14 protein-coding genes and 1 pseudogene are annotated in these 20,765 nt (G+C 63.9%); 14 read left to right on the forward strand and 1 reads right to left on the reverse strand.

Features of this window, described 5'->3' with window-relative positions; translation table 11 throughout:
* Positions 1–554 precede the first annotated feature (554 nt).
* Positions 555–3,815 carry a protein kinase domain-containing protein gene (locus tag CBI38_RS32800; RefSeq protein ID WP_109336099.1) on the forward strand — a complete coding sequence of 1,087 codons (3,261 nt, stop codon included), beginning with the start codon at positions 555–557 and terminating at the stop codon, positions 3,813–3,815.
* Positions 3,816–4,382: 567 nt separating this feature from the next.
* Here CBI38_RS32800 and CBI38_RS32805 read toward each other — a convergent pair.
* The gene (locus CBI38_RS32805) at positions 4,383–5,309 is read right to left on the reverse strand and encodes a LysR family transcriptional regulator (protein WP_109335697.1); all 927 of its coding nucleotides are present in this window, start codon (positions 5,307–5,309) and stop codon (positions 4,383–4,385) included.
* Positions 5,310–5,691: 382 nt separating this feature from the next.
* Between CBI38_RS32805 and CBI38_RS40775 the strand changes: the two genes are divergently transcribed.
* The 13 genes and pseudogenes from CBI38_RS40775 (at position 5,692) to CBI38_RS32865 (ending at position 20,751) form a co-directional block, all read left to right on the forward strand.
* A complete protein-coding gene (locus CBI38_RS40775) occupies positions 5,692–6,015 on the forward strand; it encodes a thiolase family protein (RefSeq protein ID WP_418328370.1) in 324 nt (107 codons plus the stop codon).
* A 124-nt stretch (positions 6,016–6,139) separates the two neighbouring features.
* A pseudogene (locus CBI38_RS40780) lies at positions 6,140–6,241 on the forward strand (hypothetical protein); the annotation flags it as partial.
* A gap of 67 nt (positions 6,242–6,308) precedes the next feature.
* Positions 6,309–6,956 (forward strand): hypothetical protein, encoded by a 648-nt coding sequence (locus CBI38_RS40785; protein WP_418328373.1) that lies wholly within the window; start codon positions 6,309–6,311, stop codon positions 6,954–6,956.
* Between the two features lie 198 nt (positions 6,957–7,154).
* A complete protein-coding gene (locus CBI38_RS32815; protein ID WP_109335698.1) occupies positions 7,155–8,852 on the forward strand; it encodes a flavin-containing monooxygenase in 1,698 nt (565 codons plus the stop codon).
* Between the two features lie 201 nt (positions 8,853–9,053).
* Entirely contained in the window at positions 9,054–9,995 is a 942-nt protein-coding gene (locus CBI38_RS32820; protein ID WP_109335699.1) for an alpha/beta hydrolase, read from the forward strand.
* Between the two features lie 317 nt (positions 9,996–10,312).
* Entirely contained in the window at positions 10,313–10,804 is a 492-nt protein-coding gene (locus tag CBI38_RS32830; protein ID WP_208960998.1) for a VOC family protein, read from the forward strand.
* 479 nt (positions 10,805–11,283) lie between these two features.
* Entirely contained in the window at positions 11,284–12,744 is a 1,461-nt protein-coding gene (locus tag CBI38_RS32835) for an aldehyde dehydrogenase family protein (protein ID WP_204165049.1), read from the forward strand.
* Between the two features lie 44 nt (positions 12,745–12,788).
* Entirely contained in the window at positions 12,789–13,919 is a 1,131-nt protein-coding gene (locus tag CBI38_RS32840; RefSeq protein WP_109335700.1) for an NAD(P)-dependent alcohol dehydrogenase, read from the forward strand.
* Positions 13,912–15,504, forward strand: coding sequence for a class I adenylate-forming enzyme family protein (locus CBI38_RS32845; RefSeq protein ID WP_230990413.1), 1,593 nt, complete (start codon positions 13,912–13,914; stop codon positions 15,502–15,504). Before CBI38_RS32840 ends, CBI38_RS32845 begins: the two co-directional genes overlap by 8 nt.
* A gap of 128 nt (positions 15,505–15,632) precedes the next feature.
* Positions 15,633–16,049, forward strand: a complete 417-nt coding sequence (locus tag CBI38_RS32850; RefSeq protein ID WP_109336102.1) for a PEP-utilizing enzyme — start codon at positions 15,633–15,635, stop codon at positions 16,047–16,049.
* Positions 16,050–16,090: 41 nt separating this feature from the next.
* Complete coding sequence (locus CBI38_RS32855; RefSeq protein WP_109335702.1) at positions 16,091–17,527, forward strand: hypothetical protein; 1,437 nt, start codon at positions 16,091–16,093, stop codon at positions 17,525–17,527.
* 81 nt (positions 17,528–17,608) lie between these two features.
* Positions 17,609–18,229, forward strand: coding sequence for a hypothetical protein (locus CBI38_RS32860; RefSeq protein ID WP_109335703.1), 621 nt, complete (start codon positions 17,609–17,611; stop codon positions 18,227–18,229).
* A 14-nt stretch (positions 18,230–18,243) separates the two neighbouring features.
* Complete coding sequence (locus CBI38_RS32865) at positions 18,244–20,751, forward strand: pyruvate, phosphate dikinase (protein WP_109336103.1); 2,508 nt, start codon at positions 18,244–18,246, stop codon at positions 20,749–20,751.
* The last annotated feature ends 14 nt before the right edge of the window (positions 20,752–20,765 follow it).

The raw sequence follows: 20,765 nt of genomic DNA on the forward strand, positions 1-20,765 counted from the left end.
GTGCATCAGATGCAATAATGCCCGACATACGGTGCGATAACTGAAATTTTCGTGCCCTAGTGCTCACAAAACATGAGCGACACGGAGCGATGCCAATGGAGACGCGTAGGTTCCACGATTTTTGTAGGTTCCACGTCTCCGTGTCGGTTGTCCAAGTTTCGTGTCGGTAGGAAGCCCTAACAAGACGCGTTTCAGCAGGTCACAAGACCGGATGCCCGACCTGCTATTGCCCAGACGCTTGAGGAATCCGACAGAATGCTGGGAAGCCCGGTCCGACAACTGGCTGGAAAGCCTAGGTCGCCGACATGGACGACCGACGTCGGGACCTACAATTTTTTGAGAGGCCGCTGGCGGGAAATCGCACTCTGGGACCCAGTGTTCACGATGTCCTCACTCAGGGGGTGCCCCGTCGACATCACCGGTGGGTGATGATCGACTGGGCCCTAGCTTCCGGTATCGGATCCGACCCGCGGGTGGGATCGCCTGGCGATATTCTTAGGTGTTACTCGAGAGGTTCTCGGGCAGGTCGACGTGCACCGTGAAGAGATGTGTCGATGAATAACGTGGATCCATTCGCGACCCAACGCGACGTGTCCGGTGCGGTCACGGCGGAACTCGCGGCGGCGGGGTTCGAGGATGCTGTCGAGATCGGTCGTGGCGGGTTCGGGATCGTGTACCGGTGCACGCAGGCGTCGCTCGAACGAACGGTGGCTGTCAAGGTCCTGACTGCGGATCTCGACCAGGAAAACCGGGAACGGTTCATGCGAGAGCAGCGGGCGGCGGGCCGGTTGACCGGTCATCCCAACATCGTCAACATTCTCCATGCCGACGTCACCGCCAACGGCCGACCCTTCATTGTGATGCCATACTGCGCCCGGGGCTCCGTCGACGCCCGAATCAGGCGCCACGGCCCGCTTCCTCTGCCCGATGTGCTCCGGCTCGGGGTGAAGATGGCCGGCGCCCTGGAAGCCGCGCACAAGGTCGGCATCCTCCATCGCGACATCAAGCCCGCGAACATACTGCTCACCGATTACGGCGAGCCGGCATTGACGGACTTCGGCATCGCACACATCACCGGCGGATTCGAGACGACCACCGGGGTCGTCACCGGGTCACCGGCGTTCATCGCCCCCGAAGTCGTAGCCGGACGCCCTCCGAGCACCTCCGCGGACGTGTACGGGCTCGGCGCCACCCTGTTCGCGGCGCTCACCGGCCATGCCGCGTTCGAACGCCGCAGCGGCGAGCAATTGATGGCACACTTCCTGCGAATCACCTCCGAGCCGGTACCGAACCCACGCGAACACGGTGTTCCCGAGGACGTCAGCGCAATCATCGAACATGCCATGGCCAGTGATCCCGAGACTCGCCCATCTGCCGCGGAGCTGAGCCAACATCTGCGCGAAGCCCAACTACGGCATGGATTCGCGGTCGACGAGATCGCTCTGCACACCACCGAGCCAGGAGCAGCGACCGACGCACCTCCCGGGAAAGGTGCGTCGCCTACACCGTCGTGGTCGGCCGATTCGGGGCGAGGGGGTCAACTCCCGCTGGAGTTGACCAGTTTCGTCGACCGACACACGGAGTTGAAGGAGGCGAGGAACGCGTTGTCGAACGCGCGGCTGCTGACCCTGACCGGCACCGGCGGGGTCGGAAAGACCCGTCTGGCGCTTCGTATCGCCGGCAAGGTGCGCCGGGACTTCGCCGACGGCACCACCCTTGTGGAACTCGGGGAGTTGCATGACGAGTTCCTGTTGGCGGGGGTGGTGGCGAACGCGCTGGGATTACGTGACCAATCGGCGCGACCCATTCGCGAGGTGCTTGTCGAGTTCCTCGCCGGGCGCGAACAGTTGCTGATTCTGGATAATTGCGAGCACCTGGTGTCCGCGGTCGCCAAGCTCACCGAGACCCTGCTTCGCACCTGCCCACGGCTGCGGATTCTCGCCACCAGTCGCGAATCACTCGGCATCGGCGGGGAAGCAGTGCTGCTTGTGCCACCGCTCGGCGTCCCGGATCCCGACGACCTGCCGCGAGGGATGGCGGGCAACGACGCGGTCACCCTGTTCGCCGAACGCGGAGCTACCGCGGCCCCGGGATTCGAGGTCACCGAGGACAACAAGACCACGATCGCTCGGATCTGCCAGCGATTGGACGGGCTTCCGTTACCGATCGAGCTTGCCGCCGCACGGTTGCGGGCGATGACGCCGGAACAGATACTGCAACGCTTGACCGACCGGTACGTACTGTTGACCCAGGGCAGCCGGGATGCGCCGTCGAGACAACAAACGCTCCGGATGTGCATCGACTGGAGTTACGACCTGTGTACACCGGCGGAGCAGCGACTGTGGTCGCAGCTGTCGGTCTTCGCCGGCAGTTTCGACCTCGACGCCGCCGAACAAATCTGCGGCCCAGATCTGCCCGCGCAGGAAATACTCGACACGGTGACCTACCTCGTCGACAAGTCGATCCTGATACGGGAGCCGGCCGGTGCCGAGATGCGGTTCCGCATGCTCGAGACCGTTCGCGATTACGGCCGAGAAAAGGCGCATGAGAGCGGTGAATATGCCGAACTGCGTCAGCGACACCGAGATTGGTGTGAGCGCCTGGTACTCGACACGGAATCGCAGTGGATCAGCTCCCGCGAGCTCGCGTTGATCACCACACTCGTGCGCGAGCACCCGAATCTTCGGGACGCCTTGGAGTCCTGTGTCTCCGAGAGCCCAGCCTCCGGGCTCCGGATCGTTGCCGCCCTGTACCCGTTCTGGCTTTCCCGGGGTCTGCTTTCTGAAGGCAGGCGGTGGCTCGACCGGCTCCTCGCCCGTCAACCGGCCCAGCCGACCGTCGATCACGCCAAGGCACTCTACGTCGGCAGCATGATGACTGGAATCCAGGGCGACCTACAGGCGGCGGCCGCCCTGATGAAAGATGCACAGGCGCTTGCCTCGTCGACACGCGACCCGTTGACACGCGCACACACCGACAGCGCAGTCGGCTACGCCGCCCTGTTCGGTGGACAGCCCCTCGACGCACGCGCTCACCTCGAGAAAGCTGTCCGAACCTATACCGGGCGCAACGATGTCGTCGAGGTCGCAGCGCTCATCGGCCTCGGTGTCGCCGACGAATTCCTCGGCGACACCGAACACGCCATCGAATGCTATGAGCGCGTTCTGGCAATCACCGATGCACGGGGCGAATCGGTATTCCGGTCGTATTCCCTGTGGGGGCTGGCGGTCGCCGTATGGCGACGCGGTGAGCGTGAACGAGCGGTCCGACTACTCGAACAGGCACTGCAAGCCGACCTCGAGGTGAACGACCGGCTCAACGCCAGCATGTGCCTGCAGGCGCTGGCATGGATCACTGCCCAGGACCAGAACGCGCGGCGCGCGGTCGTACTGCTGGCAGCCTCAGAAGAGCTCAGCCGGTCCGTAGGCAGTCCGACCGTCGTAGTGCCCAGTACGGGCGAGTACCAACAAGCGTGCGAACACGCGACACGAGACGCCCTGAACAAGGAGGTTTTCGCCTCCGCACACCGCGAAGGCGCGAAGCTAGGTTTCAATGCCGCGATCGCCTACGCCTTGGGTGAGCAGCCTCCTGCGACATCATCACCTGCCGCCCCGGCAGCACGCCTGACGAAGCGCGAGCGGGAGGTCGCAGAACTGATCGCCGAGGGACTGACGAATAAAGAGATCGCCACACGGTTGGTGATCTCCCCACGCACCGCGCAAGGCCACGTTGAACACCTTCTGACGAAACTAGGGTCCACTTCACGCACCCAGATCGCGGCATGGGTCGTCGAAACACGCAGGGAGAATCCCTGAGCGCGCGACTAAAAATCCGGATCATCAACTGGTGTCCGCGGTCGCCAAGCTCCCCGAGACCCTGCTTCGAACCTGCCCACATCAGCCGCCTGCGTGCGAGAGCATAACCCCGCCCGCTAGGGATAGTCGAAACATGCTGCGCTGCAATAGTAGTAGGGGAGGAGCAAAGGATTCAACCAAGGACCGTGATTGCATGCCGGTAACCGATGCCCGCCACATTGCAAGGTGCGTCGACGACCCGAACCCCGCATACGGTCCGCCCGAGTTGGGGCATTACCGGCAGGTAGATCACCTGCCCTGCCGAGCCCATGACCAGCGTGTTCACCGACGGGGTCGTGGTGCCGCTGATGCGGTTGCGCTATGTGGGTTAGGGCCTGCACCTGGGGATTCGCGATCTACCGTGCAGCAGCGCTGCCAAGTACCAGGACCCGTTCCTGGCCAACCGTCAGCTCGCAAGAAGCCCTCGACTTTGCCTGTGGTGGGCTCGGCTCTACCTCGCCGTCCCCAGCGACTGGTAACAACCTCCGGCGAAATTCTGACGCCGACCCTTGAGCGGAATGTCCTCACTCAAGACAAAGTTGCGTTGGGAACAAGCGAAATGAGCTGCTCGGCAACCGCAGTAGCGGTAGCGATGAACGATTCGACCAACGGATCGTCATTGCCACGCAGATAACCGATGCCCGCCACATTGCGAGGTGCGTCGACGACCCGAATCGCGCATGCGGTCGGCTCGCCGAGCCCACCCAGACGCCAACCGCTTTCTCCCATCAGATTTACAGTGGAATGACGCAGGACGTCCAGGGTGTAGTCGACCAAACACACCGCGTTGGTCGGAACCAATCGGTTCTCGCCGTTGCCAAGCTCGCTGAGATTCCAAAAGTTCCGCCACACCCGCGGAGCTCGAACAACCTCGAGTACCGGCTCATCCATCACCACCTGTATCGGTACTTCCGGCTCCCGTGCCAGCGGATGGTCAGGACTGGTCACCAGCACCGTGGGATCGCTGAACAGGGACTTGAACGCCAGGTCAGGATGCTCGAAAGGCGAACGAACAAGCGCAACGTCCACGATGCCCTCGAGCACGGAATCGAACTGATCCGCGAAGTTCAACTCGCGGACGCGGACATGCACACCGGGGTTCAACCTTTGGAATGTATCCAGAATCGGACCGGTCAGCTCGGCAGCAGATACCCTCCCCAGGAGACATCCCACGGTGAAGGTCAGCACCGCTTCCCCGCTGCTCAGCTGAACCTCGGTTCTTGCATCCTCGGCGTACTTGAGGAGGTAACGAGCATGAGGCAGGAGATTGGACCCGGCCGCGGTCAGCGTGACGCCGCGGTGAGAACGTTCGAACAACGCTGTGCCGATCTCGCGCTCGAGTTTCTTGAGCGCGACAGTGAGAGCCGGTTGCGCCACCATCGCGCGCCTCGCACCAGCGTGAACGCTACCTTCTTCAGCAATGAAAATGAAGTACCGAAGCGCGCGCAGGTCCATAGCGCACCTACCTGTCAACTGATGAGAACGATTCAGACCTCAGGGTACTCATATCTGCTGATCGCGCACCAGAGCTGGTGAGCGTGCAACGAGTCGCGGTTTTGGCGCACAGTTTCAGTGTGTCCTCGATACGGAGTGGTGGGCTGTCAGAATCGAGAGCGTCCATGCAATGGACACAGCGGGCCGGTTGTTCTTCAAGTGACCTTCCTGCGAGTAAATAGTTCTCGTAGTTGTCATGTGTGTTCTGTGCTGCTTACTGGGGGCGCGCACCGGAATCACGTTCATTGAGCGGACGGCAGTGCATGCGCCTGTATCACCCGGGTGTCGACCACTGTGTGGCGACGACGCCCGTGGCCGGCGCAGCTAGGTCGAATACGTGATCATGGGCCAGGTTCTCACCGCCGCTGCCGGCCAGATCCCCGCACGCAAGGCAGCTGTGGCCGCGGGTATCCCGATGAACGTGCCCGCCCTGACCATCAACAAGGTGTGTCTGCCCGGCATCAGTGCCATCGCGATGGCAGACCAGCCCATCCGGGCGGGGGAGTTCGACGTCGTCGTCGCCGGTGGCCAGGAGTCGATCAGCCAGGCCCAGCACATGCTCGAGAAACGCCGCGCCGGCTTCAAGTACGGCGACGTCACGTTGCGCGATCACATGGCGTTCGACGGCTGCACGGCATCTTCACCGACCGGGCGATGGGCAACCTGACCGAGTCGGCCAACTCCGGCGACCGTTTCGCCTCCCGTGAGGAGCAGACACCTTCACCGCGGCATCGCACCAGAGGGCCGCGTAGGCCTGGAAGAACGGCCTCGTCGTCGACGAGGGCGTGCCGGTGTCGATTCCGCAGCACGGACGATCCGATCGTCTTCGTTGCCGACGAGGGCATCCGCCCGGAACCACCGTCGAGTCGCTGGGTTCGCTGCGACCGTCGTTCTCGAAGGACGGCATCGTCACCGCCGGCTCCGCCTCACAGATCTCCGACGGTGCCGCTGGGTGTGGTGATGAGCAAGGTGAAGGCCGAGGGGCTTGGTCTGAGCTGGATCGCGGAGATCGGTCGCCACGGCGTCGTCGCGGGCCCCAATTCCACTCTGCAGACCCAGCCGGCTCGCACCATCGCGCAGGCCTGCGAGCGCGAGGGAATCGACCCGGAGGACCTCGAACTCGCGCACCTGGCCGCCTACGAGCAGATCTGCGAGACGATCCATGGCGGCGCTTACCTACGCGGTGAGGGCCTGCACTCGTCGCTGATCAGCGAGTGGCGCGAGCAACGCGACGCCGGTCTCCTCGACGGCAAACCGGCCGACTCGGAGCTCCGGAAGCTGACCACCGAGCAAGCCGACATCGCCCGCCCTGCGCCCCTAACCCGACCGCACCAACAAGCGTCTCACGACCGCCGAGGTCGACCTCAGATCATGGGAAAAGCACACGCACGCACTATTCGGGGCATCGGGACGACGGGCCGAAATCCTTTGACCTACCCACCACTGTCTGATCAACAAACCTGCCGGCGACCAACCTTGGACCTGCGACGGATCAGGCCGCCGCGTAACACCCGCTGGACTCAATCACATTGCAAATTCCGGCGCAGGGGCGGTGCAACTACGGGAGATAACAAAACAATATTACCCACGGCTCCCCTCACGATGTGAGACTCAACACACACCAATCGGCATCCGGAACGTCCGGAGGCGACGAGGGAAACGAACTGCCGGAACCCAAAAAAATTCCTGCACAGCCGCTTTCAGAGCCGAGTTCGAGATCGCACCCCATCACATCCTCCCCGAGGCGCCTCACCTCGCATCGCGCAAACGTTGGTATGCCACTAACAGTAGAAAGGCTCGCACTTCATGAACACGTCTACCACTTCCCCGTCGGTTGTCGAGACATCCTCGTCCGACGACGGTACGGCCCCTACCCACTACGACACGGTGGTGATCGGGGCGGGATTCGGCGGCCTACGGATGCTGCACGAGGCGCGCAAGTTAGGCCTGTCGGTCAAGGTGCTCGAGGCCGGCTCCGACGTCGGCGGGACCTGGTACTGGAACCGCTACCCCGGCGCACGTACCGATACCGAGGCCTGGGCCTACATCATGAGCTTCTCCGAGGAACTCAAGACCGACTGGGTGTGGTCGGAACGCTACCCCGCACAAGCTGAGGTGGAACGGTACCTGAAGTACGTGACCGAACGTTTCGACATGCGCCGCGACATTCAGTTCCACACTCGGGTCACTTCCGCGGTATACGACGAGGCAGCGAATCTGTGGACGATCATCACCGAAGCGGGCCAGTCGTTCACCTGCACCTACTTCGTCAGCGCCAGTGGTGTGCTCAGTGCCCCCCTGGACCCGCCGTTCCCTGGACTGGACTCTTTCACTGGTCAGTGGTACCAGACATCGCGTTGGCCGAAGGAGCCGGTGGACTTCACCGGCAAACGAGTCGCGGTGGTCGGGACCGGGGCGACCGCAGTCCAGGTGATCCCGGAGGTGGCGAGCACCGCAGCCCAACTCACGGTGTTTCAGCGCACCCCGAACTACGTCATCCCGGGCCGCAATCACGCGATCTCCGAGGGGCAGCAAGCTGAGGCCCAACGTGACCACAGCGAGATCGGCCGGAAGTGCCGTGAGCAGGTGTTCGCGTTTCCGATGAACGCTGCTGGGCGCACCATGGACGACGTCACTCCCGAACAGGCGCAGACGATTCTCGAGGCCGGCTGGGAGATCGGCGGATTCCGATTCGTCTTCGAAACATTCGATGACCTTTTCATCAGCGAGGAATCCAACGAGACCGCCGCGGAATTCATCCGCAACAAGATTCGCACCATCGTTCAGGACCCTGAGACCGCTGAGCTGCTGTGCCCGTCCTACCCGCTGTTCTCCAAACGGCCGCCGCTGGGGCACTTCTTCTACGAAACCATGAACCGGGAGAACGTCAACCTCGTCGACGTCAGCGACAACCCCATCCAGGAGGTAACGCCACACGGAATGCGTACGGGCACCGATGAGTACGAGTTCGACGTCATCATCTTCGCGCTCGGTTTCGATGCCGGCACCGGCGCGCTGGCGAGTATCGATGTGCGCGGCACCGGCGGGCAGACGCTCACCGAGAAATGGGCGGACGGCCCGAGAACCTACTTGGGTATCGGTGTGGACGGGTTCCCGAACATGTTCATGATCTCCGGTCCGCAGTCGCCGATCGCGAACATCCCGGTGATCGTCGACAACACCGTCGGCTGGATCGGTCGGCTCATCACGCATATGCGCGACAACGGATACGACCGGATGGAGTCGACAGCCGAGGCCTGCGCTCAGTGGCAAGAGATGTGCAACGCGGTGCTGGATGCCACGGTCCTGGCCAACGAGGACGTGGGATCCTACTTCTTCGGCGCGAATGTTCCGGGCAAACCGCGCGCCTCCATATTCTTCTTCGGTGGCGCTCCCGGATACTTTCAGCAATGCCAGGAGGTCGCCGACAACGACTTCAAGGGCATCGATTTCAGCACGACTCCAAGCGTCGGCTCCGCGAACGAACAAGCGCAGATGGCCTGACGAAGGCAAGTAGCAGATTCGACGGCACGGCTCGACGAGGATCGCGTCGGCGAGCAGCATCGCTGCCGGGTCGCCACAGGAACTCGCCCCGCAGGGCTCAGGCTGAACCGGGCGGAGACGAGGACCGTGCCGAGAAGCTGACCTAAGCACGACACCCAAACCGGCCCACAACGGTGCCGGTCCGCAAGACACGGAGGAATCATGCCCCTTACAGCTCAGAACGCCGAGTTTCTGCAGTCGCTTGCCGACGCTGGAGCCCAGCCGTTCCACACGATGGAGCCGGTTCAGTGTCGGCAGGCCTTCGACGCACTGCTCCTGAGTATGCCGGCCACGACCGCTACCGTCGCAGATATCTCCGACTCCACAATTCCGGGGCCGGGCGGAGACCTTGCGGTTCGCGTCTACACCCCTGACGGTCCTGGCCCGTTCCCTGCGCTGCTTTACCTGCATGGTGGGGGCTGGGTGATCGGAAGTCTGGACGCCAACAACAACCTCTGCACCGAGCTCAGCGCCCGGGCAGAGGCAGTGGTGATCGCTGTCGATTACCGCAAAGCGCCTGAGGCAAAGTTTCCCGCCGGAAGTGACGACTGCATGGAGGCTCTTCGCTGGATCGCAGGCAACGCACAGCAGCTCAATATCGACCCCGCACGCATCGCCGTGGGCGGAGACAGTGCAGGCGCCAATCTTTCGGCGGTAACGGCGCAGCGGACGCGGGACGAGGGGGGGCCCCGGCTGTGCGGTCAACTCCTCTTCTACCCGATGGTCAGGCTCGCGGGCGGACCGACTGCCTCCATGTTGGCCAATGCTGAGGGGCCGCTGCTCTCGCGCACGGACATCGAATACTTCGTCAACCATTACGTCGGAAAGGGAGTCGAAGCACGGCATCCCTACTGCTCGCCGTTGTTGGCAGATTCATTCGCGGATCTGGCGCCCGCGCTCGTACAAACCGCTGAGTTCGACCCCCTGCTCGACGACGGTGAGGACTACGCCAGAGCCTTGAAGGATGCTGGCAATGACGTCGTCCTTACACGTTACGACGGTGCATTTCACGGGATGCTCTGTTTCCCGACAGCTCTGGACCAAAGTAAAGAAATGCTAGCTGAGGCAATCGACTGGCTCCGTAAACGCTTCGCAGACAACTGAACCACAAGCTAATCGAAAGAAGACATATTCAAATGCGTAGACTCGAAGGAAAAGTCGCGGTCGTCACCGGCAGCGCACGGGGTATCGGCGCGGGATGCGCGGAGCGCCTCACGGCCGAGGTCTGATCGGCCACGGGCAGGTGTGGCTGGAGGTGAGGTCGAGCTCGAGATCGCACCCGACCAACGGCGCATCTACATGTCGCTGCAGGTCGTGACGCACAGGCGGACGCGACTATCGAGACCACCGCAGACTGGCTCGAGCCACCTAAACCGCCATTGCGGTTGAACGACCTACTCACCCATAAAAGGTAAGGAAGCATGATGAAATACCACCACATCGCGGTCTTTGTCAGTGACGCGGACGAGTCGCTCAAGCTCTACCGGGATGTACTCGGGTTCAAGGTTGTCGTCGATACGACTCTTCCGGACCACCCGGAGGGCCCGTTCTTCGACCAGCAAACCTTGGACGATATCTTCAAGGTTAAGGACGCGAAGTCGCGCATGGTGCTACTGACACCGCCCGAGGCGGACGGTACCTTCCTCGAGTTTCAGCAGCCGATCAATCCGCCGGTCGAGCGCAAGCCGAGGGAGACGCTCAGGTACGGCCACACCGGAATCTCCGAGCTGGGCTTCGAAGTCACCGACATCGACGACTGGTTCAAGAAGATCAAGAACGCAGGCTACGAGACGCAGACTGACTATGTGTGGGAGGCAGGAGGTATCGTACGCTCGTTCCTTTTCTATGACCCTGACGGCAACATGGTGCAGATCTGCGAGAACCTAGTCGACCTGAAGGAAGCCCTCGCCTAAAGGACATTCCGTGGCGCACACCGGTGTGGACTTGACTGAGGATGCGACACATCCGACCCCTTCTTCCCACGTATGCGGCGTACGACTCGCCCCATGCCGGGCTCAGTGGTCCTGCCCCTGTCGCCATGCACGTCCCACTCTGGCCCGGTCGTCGTGTCGACGACCGGGCGAGAAAGGTCATGGGGGACAGTATCTTTCGGGGCAGATTCGGTTCAGACCCCGAAAGAATTGAGCGATTTACCAGCCACGATGCTCCCGTTGCCGGCGAGCGGCTGTTCCCCGGGAGATAGAAGCATGCCAGGTTTTGCTCCCCAGGGGATGACGCTCTCATCACGTCCGGGCAGTAGAACTGTGATCACCCCCACTCGCTGACGAAGACACCGATCCCTAGTTCCGCTCGGAGACCGGTCTTGGGATGTACGCCCACCTCGTCCGATGCAGCCTCACACCCGGTGAAGCTGCGCACCCGAAGGAGATGAATGTTGTCTACCGAAGCACCTGTCCTCGCCCTCCCGACAGAATTCCCGATGACGATCGGCGGCCGGTCGGTGACCGTGCAGGACACGGCGCCGGTGTACAACCCGGCGACCACCGAGGTGATTGCCCACGTGCCCGTTGCGAGCTCTGACCAACTCGACGAGGCCGTCGCAGCCGCTCAGGCCGCGTTCCCCGAATGGTCGGCCACACCGCTCGCCGAACGCCAGGCCGTCGTCTCGGCGATCGGTGATCGGCTCGAAGCACACGCCGAAGAGTTCTTGGCACTGCTGACTGCCGAGCAGGGCAAGCCGCGTCCGATGGCCGAATGGGAGGTCTACGGTTCGATCGCATGGTTCCGCGAAATTGCGAAGCAGTCCTTGCCCGAGGAGGTCCTCGAGGACACCGCGGACCGTCTGGTGATCAGCCGGCACACGCCGCTCGGGGTAGTTGGTGCCATCGTGCCGTGGAACTTCCCGATCCTGCTGGCGGTGTGGAAGATCGCCCCCGCCCTGGTGGCCGGGAACACCATCATCGTCAAGCCGTCCCCCTTCACCCCCCTGTGTGACCTCAAGCTCGTCGAGCTGGTGCAGGATCTGCTTCCCGCAGGTGTGCTGAGTGCGGTCAGCGGTGACGACGAACTCGGCAAGTGGATCACGGCGCACCCGGGCATCGCGAAGATCGCGTTCACCGGCAGCACCGAAACGGGCAAGCATGTAATGCGTTCCGCTGCCGGCACTCTCAAACGAGTCACTCTCGAGCTCGGCGGTAACGATCCGGCGATCGTCCTCCCGGACGTCGACCCGGCGAAGGTCGCCCCCCAAATTTTCTGGGCGGCGTTCCAGAACAATGCCCAGTTCTGCAACGCTGCCAAGCGCATCTACATCCATGACGATGTCTACGAGGCCGTGCGTGATGAGCTGGTCGCGTACGCGCGAACCGTGGTCGTGGGCGACGGCGCCGACGCAGAGACCCAGTTGGGTCCGATTCAGAACCTGCCCCAGCTGCAGAAGGTGCAGGAGTACTTCGACGACTGCACCGCCAACGGTTACACCTTCGCCCTCGGCGGACAGATCGACTCGGACGCCGACGGCTGGTTCGTCCCGGTCACCCTCGTCGACAACCCGCCGGAGGACTCCCGCCTGGTCGTCGAGGAACCCTTCGGTCCGATCCTTCCGCTGCTGCGCTGGAGGGAAGAAAGCGATGTCATCGCCCGGGCCAACAACACCGTCTGGGGCCTGGGTGCCACCGTCTGGGGTGAGGATCTCGAGGCGATCGATCGGATCGGCCGCCAGCTCGAGGCCGGCACCGTGTGGCTCAACGAAGTCCACCAGTACTCCCCGCATCAGGTCTTCGGCGGACACAAGCAGTCCGGCATCGGCGCCGAGAACTCCCTGCACGGACTCGCCGAATACACCAACCACCAGACCATCACTCTGAACAAGGTCCCCGGCGCGGTCTCGTAAGACCATCCGCGCCCTGACCGTCTTTCGAACAGGAAAGTGCAACTATGAAGACCACAGCAGCCGTCCTGCGCTCGGCGCAGGAGCCGTTGTCGCTCGAGGAGCTCGATATCGGCGAGTTGCGCCCACGCGAGGTCTTGGTGCGGATCGTCGGCTCCGGTATCTGCCACACCGACCTCGGGGTGATCGCGACCGCGGAGGCCGACGCGGCCCCGATTGTGCTCGGTCACGAGGGATCCGGAGTCGTCACCGCGGTCGGTTCAGCGGTCGACAGCGTCGAGCCCGGCGACCACGTGGTGCTCTCGTACAACTTCTGCGCCGAGTGCGACAACTGCGCACGTTCACTTCCGATGCACTGCCGGGACTTCGTCCCACTGAACCTGGTCGGTGCACGCCTGGACGGCTCGAGTGTCCTCAGTTCCGGAGGTGAGCAGGTACGCGGACACTTCTTCGGACAGTCCGCGTGGGCGACCTACGCCGTGGCCAACGAGCAGAACTGCGTCCGCGTCGCCCGCAATCTGCCGCTCGAGTTGCTCGCCCCCCTCGGGTGCGGCATCCAGACGGGCGCCGGGGCGGTGCTCAATACTCTTCACCCGGAGGAGGGGTCGTCGATCGCGATCTTCGGGACCGGATCGGTGGGGCTCGCCGCCCTGCTGGGCGCGGTGGTCGCCGGCTGCGGCACAATCATCGCCGTCGACATCCAGCCCACCCGCCTGGCGAAGGCCACCGAGCTCGGTGCCACCCACACCATCAACTCCGCCGAGGAAGACGTGGTCGACCGGATCCGCGAGATCACCGGCGGTGTCGGAGCGCAGTATTCGGTCGACTGCATCGGCCTGGCGAACGTCGTTCGCAGCGCACTGGAATGTCTGCAGTCGCCGGGGGTCTGTGCCACCGTCGGATTCCAGGGCATCCCGAACGAGATTTCCTTCGACCAGGGGCACCTGCTGTTCGGGCGCAGTCTGATCGGCGTCATCGAGGGCGATGCCATCCCGCAGGAGTTCGTCACCCGCATGATCGACCTCTATCAGGCCGGCAAGTTCCCCTTCACCGAGCTGATCGACACCTTCGAGTTCGATCAGATCAACGAGGCGATCGACGCCGTCCACCACGGGAAGGTCACCAAAGCGGTCCTGACTTTCGGCGACCGCGGCGTCCACGGAGATTCCGGTGAGTAGGCGCAGCGCAGCGTCCCAGCCCTCGGTGGGGCCGGGCGAGATCCTGCCCTACGCCGCCGCACGGCATCCGGACAAAATCGCCCTCGTCGTCGGACACACCAGACTGACCTACCGCGACCTCGACAGAATGTCGGATGCCGTCGCCGTAGCCCTTCGTACCCGGGGGATCGGCGCCGGCGGAGTGTGCTCGCTGTATGGGCAGAACAGCTGGGAGTGGATTGTCGCCTACCACGGCATCCTGAAGGCAGGAGCTGTCGTCAACCCGGTCAATGTCATGCTCACCGGCCCCGAGCTGGCCTTCGTCCTCACCGACTGCGGGTCCGGCGCCCTGTTCACCGGCGGCGCCCAGGCCGCCACCGTCGAGAGCATCCTTGCCGAGGTTCCCTCGCTGGAGACGGTGTGCCAATTCGGTGACCTGGATGACTCGGCTTCCGTGACCGGCGCGATTTCCTTCGCCGATTTGCTCGCCGCCGCGGCGAGCGAGCCGCTGGACTCCCGCCCGCGACCACAGCCCGAGGACCTGTGCAGCATCGGCTACACCTCGGGCACGACGGGGCACCCGAAGGGGGCCATGCAGTCCCAACAATCCGTGCTCCTCAACTGCGCCCTGACCGCCACCATGCACGGCCGCACCACCGACGACATTGTGGTCACCGCCCTGCCGGGCGCACACGTCTACGGCAACGTCGCCATCAACAGCACGTTCCTGGCCGGAGGCACGGTGATCCTGATGGAACGGTTCACCCCGGGTGAGGCGCTGCGCCTGATCGAAGGCGAACACGCGACTCTGTTCGAGGGGGTGCCCGCGATGTACTCGATGATGCTTGCGGACCCAGGCTTCGACACCGCAGATCTGTCCACCTTGCGAGCCGCCACCATCGGCGGCCAGACGTTCGCTCCGGAACTGCTCGCGCGGTGGCAGAAGCGGGCACCCGTCCCGGTCCTCGAGCTGTGGGGGATGACCGAGCTGTCCGGACTCGGCACGACCCACGCGGTCCACGCACCCCCGGTGCCCGGTTCGATCGGAGTGGCGCTCCCCGGCCTCGAGGTCAGGATCGGCCCGATCGACGGCACGAGCGGCGAGGTTCCCATCGGTGAGCATGGTGAGCTACTCGTTCGCGGCCCGCTGGTGACGCTCGGCTACTACGGTCGCCCGGACGCCACTGCGGAGGCGATCACCGACGACGGGTGGCTGCACACCGGCGACGTCGCCTACGTCGACCACACCGGGCATTTCTTCATCGTGGACCGGCTCAAGGACATGATCGTCACCGCCGGATACAACGTGTACCCGGCGGAGATCGAACGCGTCATCGGCGCCCACCCGGACGTCGCGCTGGTCGCTGTCGGAGGCCGGCCCGACCCGGTCAAGGGCGAGGTCGCCGTCGCGTATGTCGTCCCTGCACCGCAGGCGCAGCTCCAGCCGGAAGACATCATCGAGCATTGCCGCGGTCAGCTGGCCGCCTACAAACGACCACGCGAGGTCGTCTTCGTCGATGCCCTGCCGACAACCTCGTCGGGCAAGCTCATGCGCCGCAAGCTTGGGGAACTCGACGGTGACCGAGGCATTGTCCGCGCGAGATAACGGGCACACAGAAAGCTATCCACAGCCCCCATACGGCGGTCCCATCATGACGGGCATTGTGATTAACGCAACACAGCAAGTTCGACGTGATCGAGGACACGAAACTCGATTCGATCAAAGGAGTACCAATGCAGGTTGTAGCCGAAGGGTTCAATGCCTTCGAGACGCAGAAGAGCCCGAAGGGTGAGGTCAAGTTCCTGGGCTCGCCCAAGGACGTGATCGAGGTCGTGCGGTCCGGGAAGTTGCAGGACTACATCCTGCTCGTTCGCGGTGGCACGACGACCTTCCTGACCCCGGCATTGAGCATGGGTGCTTCCGGCGTCATCACGATGTCGGGTGCGCCCGAGTCCCACCTCGGCATCCTTTCGCGTGAGTTCCAGATCCCCTGTGTGATGACCGCGTACCTGACCTCGAGCGAGTCCCGCTACGCCGTGGGCAACACCGACGACGCGCACTTCGAGGAGATCGCCGACACGCTGGTCGGCAAGACCGTCCAGTTGCACTGCGATGACGCCGAGGTCGGTCGCGTCAGCATCGTCAGCTGATCGTTTCCGACCACACCATGGGCAGAGAGGAACAACCCAACATGAGTCTCGAAATGACACCCGGTCTCCGCTCGACGTACAAGCAGCGCTACGAGCCGAACGACGACGGTCTGCGCTTTCAGGATCTGGTCTTCGAGGGCAATTTCGTCGGCCAGGAGCCGCTGCGCGACGGCATCCTCGGCGACAAGGTGCAGAAGCAGCGCGCCAAGAGCAAGGTTCTCGAGAAGGTCAGCAAGGAAGACGTCCTGGTCGACCAATTCACCCTGGACGAGCTCAACGACCTCAACAACTACCTGGCCTGGAACATCTGGGACGTGCTGGTCATGCGTGCCACCGAGGGCGTCTCGGGCATGATCCCGCGCCAGGAATACGAGATCCTCGCGTTCATGCACCAGTTCTACCGGTGGCCGGAAGTTCTGCGCATGACCACCGACGAGGTCGGCGCCCAGGGCATCCTGGACATCGGGGCCTCGGCGCGGCGGGAAATCGGCACCAAGGTCAACGCGGTGCACGACTGGTCGATCGGCGCCGTCGGCTTCGGCATGGGCCGCTGCGGTCTCCTTGCACTCGAGGCGATCGGACCCAATGACTACATCGAGGAGAGCAACGAGCTCCTCAAGTTCATGCAGCGGATCGAGTACGGCAAGCGCCAGGACGGGTACATCCTCAACTCGCAGGACCGCTACCGCTGCCAGATCCACGAGCCGGACTTCCTCGCGGGCATCATCAACCAGCTCGAAACGCTCGAGCCGGGAAGCCCCAAGCACGACTCCTTCACCCGCTTCAACGCGGCCGCCGAACTGCTGGCGTTCCTCGACCACATGGACTGCCGGCTCGGTCTGGGCGATACCGGACCGTACGAACTGGACAACGGCAACATCCTCATTCTCCGGGATCTGTTCGTCAACGAGCCGATCTTCCACTGGTCCGATGTGTGTGACGACGCCGGCCTGCCGCACGCTTACACCATCGCGATCGAGATCGACCCGGAGATTCTGGGGCTGCAGGAAATTCGCGTCAACGACATTTCCACCACCTTCACCCGGCCGAAGAACTACATCCCCGCCATTGTCGGTGGCGCCGTCTTCGCCCGCGAGCAGTGGGACACGCCGATGAAGGATGTGCGGTCCATCGCGATCGACGACCTGGGCGGGGAGCTGCCCAAGATCCAGGACGCCACGCTCAAGATGTACGGGAAGGTCTCTCGGATGTGCCGCCGGGACCTGATCTGGGCCGGTCAGTACGTCTACTACGTCGACATGATCCTGCCGTACCTGCGGAAGGCCGGAACGTACGAGAAGGCGTGCGACGAATACCAGCTGTGGGAAGTCGACCAGCGTGTGTCGAACTACTACTACGACATCAGCAAGCGCGGATTTGCGCAGGAAGTCGTTCCGCAGAAGATTTTCTCCGGTCAGGGCTACCTGCCCTTCGGAGAGGGCGCGGATCTGCGCCGGTCGAAGTATCGCTGGCTGTAGAACCCGTTCACCAGACCCGGGGGCGGCGGGACCGGTAGGGACCTGCCACCGGCCGCCCCCGTTCGATCGTTGGGACACAACATGACTCAAACCCTGCTCGACAAACGTCTCTACGACGTTCTCAATGCCGTGGCGCTCAAGAAAATGGCGTCCGCGGCCGCTGTTGCGGAGATCGTCGACCTCAGCCTCGATGAGGTGCGAGGGATCTTCACCGAGCTCGAAGACGGTGATCTGGTCGCGCTCATGGGTGAGACGGCCCTGCCCACCGACGCGTCCGGCCCGGTGCTGGTCGATTCTGCGGCCGCGATTTACGGACCCCTGCGCGAGGATCCCTCGGTGCTGCAAGTGGCCGACAAGTTCGAGGAGGTCAATTCCCGCTTCCTGCGGACCATGTCCTCCTGGCAGCAGATCGAGGTGGGCGGGCGCAAACTCGCCAACGATCACACCGATTCGGCGTACGACGCGAAAGTAATTACCACCATCGAGCGCCTGGTGTCCCGGCTCGAGGGGTTGCTCGAGGCCCTCGCCGAAAAGGATGCGCGCTTCCGCACGTATGTCGGTCGCTTCGAGCGTTCCCTGGGCAAGGTCGACGCCGGAGACATCGCGTTTGTCTCCGACCCCACCAAGGACTCGGTGCATAACGTGTGGTTCGAGTTCCACGAGGACTTGCTGCGCACCCTCGGTCGCGCACGTAAGGAGTGAACAAGGTGAGCTCTGTGACTGTTACGACTGGACTGACCCGCGCGTTCAGTGAACCAGGTGAAATTGACCGGAATATTCTCGGCGGCAAGGGATACGGCCTGGTCGAAATGACCCAGGAAGGGTTGAACGTGCCCGGCGGGTACGTCATCTCCACGTCGGCCTGTCACGACTACCTCGAGCACGGTTCCATGACGGCGAACCTGATCGAGGAAATACACGGCCGCCTGAGCGAGCTCGAACAGGCGACAGGCAAGACCTTCGGCGGCGGCCCCGTCCCGCTGCTGCTGTCCGTGCGCTCGGGTGCACCGGTGTCCATGCCGGGGATGATGGATACCGTCCTCAACCTGGGGCTCGGCCGCGATGCGGCGATCGCGCTGGCCGATGTCACCGGCGACACCCGATTCATGGCGGACGTGCTGTTCCGGTTCCACGGGATGTACGCCGAAACCGTGATGGGGGCGCTCGAGACGCCCGACCGCGACGATCTCGCCGCGCTGATCGACGACGTCGATGCCGACAGTCAGCCCGGACCGGTCTACGACCGGGTGTGGGAGCACTGCCAGAACCTGGTTCGCGACGAACTCGACGAGGAAGTTCCCAGCGACCCCCGAGCCCAGCTCGTCGGCGCGGTGGAGGCCGTATTCCGGTCCTGGAACACTCGCCGCGCCGTGAAATACCGGGAAGTGCACAAGATCCCGAACGACCTCGGAACCGCGGTCGTCGTGCAGTCCATGGTCTTCGGCAACCTCGACCAGGACTCCGGCTCCGGTGTGGTGTTCACCCGCAACCCCGTCACGGGCGAGCCGGGACTGTTCGGTGAGTTCCTGGCTGCCAGCCAGGGAGAGGACGTTGTCGCCGGCATCCGCACCCCGGACCCGGTGACCGCGCTGCGCGACCGGCTTCCGCACGTGTACACCGAACTGGAAACCACCTGCGCCGAACTCGAACGCCGCCGCGGTGACGTCCTCGACATCGAATTCACCGTCGAGCGCGGCATTTTGTACATGCTCCAGGTCCGCAGCGCCAAACGTACCGCCCAGGCCGCGATCCGGATAGCGGCGGACCTGCTCGCCGAGCAGGTCGTCACCACCTCCGGTGCGCTGTCGGCCCTGACCCTCGATCAGATCCGCCAGGTTCAGCGCCCCGGCTTCGACCCCGATGCCTACGCCCGCGCCCGCGAGGACGGACGGCTCCTGGCCACCGGCGTCGGAGCTGCTCCCGGGCACGTGGTCGGCGAGCTCTACTTCGACTCCGACGCCGCGCAGCAGGCGGTCAAGGAAGGCAAGACGGTCATCCTGGCGCGTCCGGTGACCAGCCCGACGGATCTGCACGGCATGATCGCCGCAGCCGGCATCCTCACCGCCACTGGTGGTTCGACCAGTCACGCCGCCGTGGTGGCCCGTGCGCTGGGGACCACGTGCGTCGTCGGATGCGGGGCGTTGGATATCGATCCCACAGCGGGCACCATGCGGGTGGCGGGCCAGACCCTGACCATCGGCGACGTCGTCTCCCTCGATGGATCGTCGGGTGAGGTGATCGCCGGGGAGATCGCGCTCAGTGAGCCGGCGGCGGAAGACGACCGCCTCTCCGGGCTGCTCGAACTCGCGCGCAAACGTGCCGGCGCACAAGTGTTCGCCCGGGCGACGACCCCCGATCAGGCGCGTCAGGCGCTCACACGCGGGGCGACGGGACTGGTGGCGGGAATCGACGATGTCCTGGCCACCACCGGACACCTCGACTCGATCATCACCACGCTGCGCGAGGGCGAGATCAGCGATGCCAGCGCCGCCCTCGAGGCGGCCGTGGCCACCGAGTTCTCGAAGCTGTTCGCCGGTGCGAGCGTGTCCGAGTTCGGGGTGCGGGCGATCGACTTCCACGCCGACGAATCCAGCGAGCTGCTACGCACTGCCGAGTTGTTCATCGCGCATCCGGAACTGGCGTTGCCGCTCGGATCCGAGGAGATCTTGTCCGCACAGTTGCGGGGTATCGCCACGGCGTTGCGCAGTGCGGACTCCGAGCTGCGCGTGCACTTCACGGTCCGCAAGATCGCCGACGGCGCTGAGATCGCCGCGCTGGTCGCGCTGCGGGACAGTCTGGCCGATTCCGGCCGGGTGGAGATCGGCGGCTATCTCACCAGCCCGCGCGGTATCGCCTCCATCGACGTCATCGCCGAGCGCAGTGACATCGTGTGGATCGAACTGCGGGTGCTCCAAGCGGCAGTGGCCGGCATCTCGCCGCGGCATCTGCTGACCAGTGAGCCGCTCGATTCGTATCTGCGGCGGGGTCTGATCACGGTTGATCCTCGCATCGAGATCGACGATCAGGTCGGAGCGCTGGTGGACACCGTAGCGGCGGTCCTTGCTCAGGATCCCACACTGCGGGTGGGGATCCGGTTGAGCGGACCGGTCTCGGCGGAACTGGTGCAGTCCCTGCAGGAGCGCGGGTTCACCCGCTTCGGCGTCGACGGTGACGAGGTGCGGCCGTCGATCCTGGCTCTGGGGCAGCGAGACCGCCGGAACTAGCCTCGGCGTCCGAG

It is taken from the genome of Rhodococcus oxybenzonivorans (genome assembly GCF_003130705.1).
In the GTDB taxonomy this organism is placed as follows: Bacteria; Actinomycetota; Actinomycetes; order Mycobacteriales; family Mycobacteriaceae; genus Rhodococcus_F; species Rhodococcus_F oxybenzonivorans.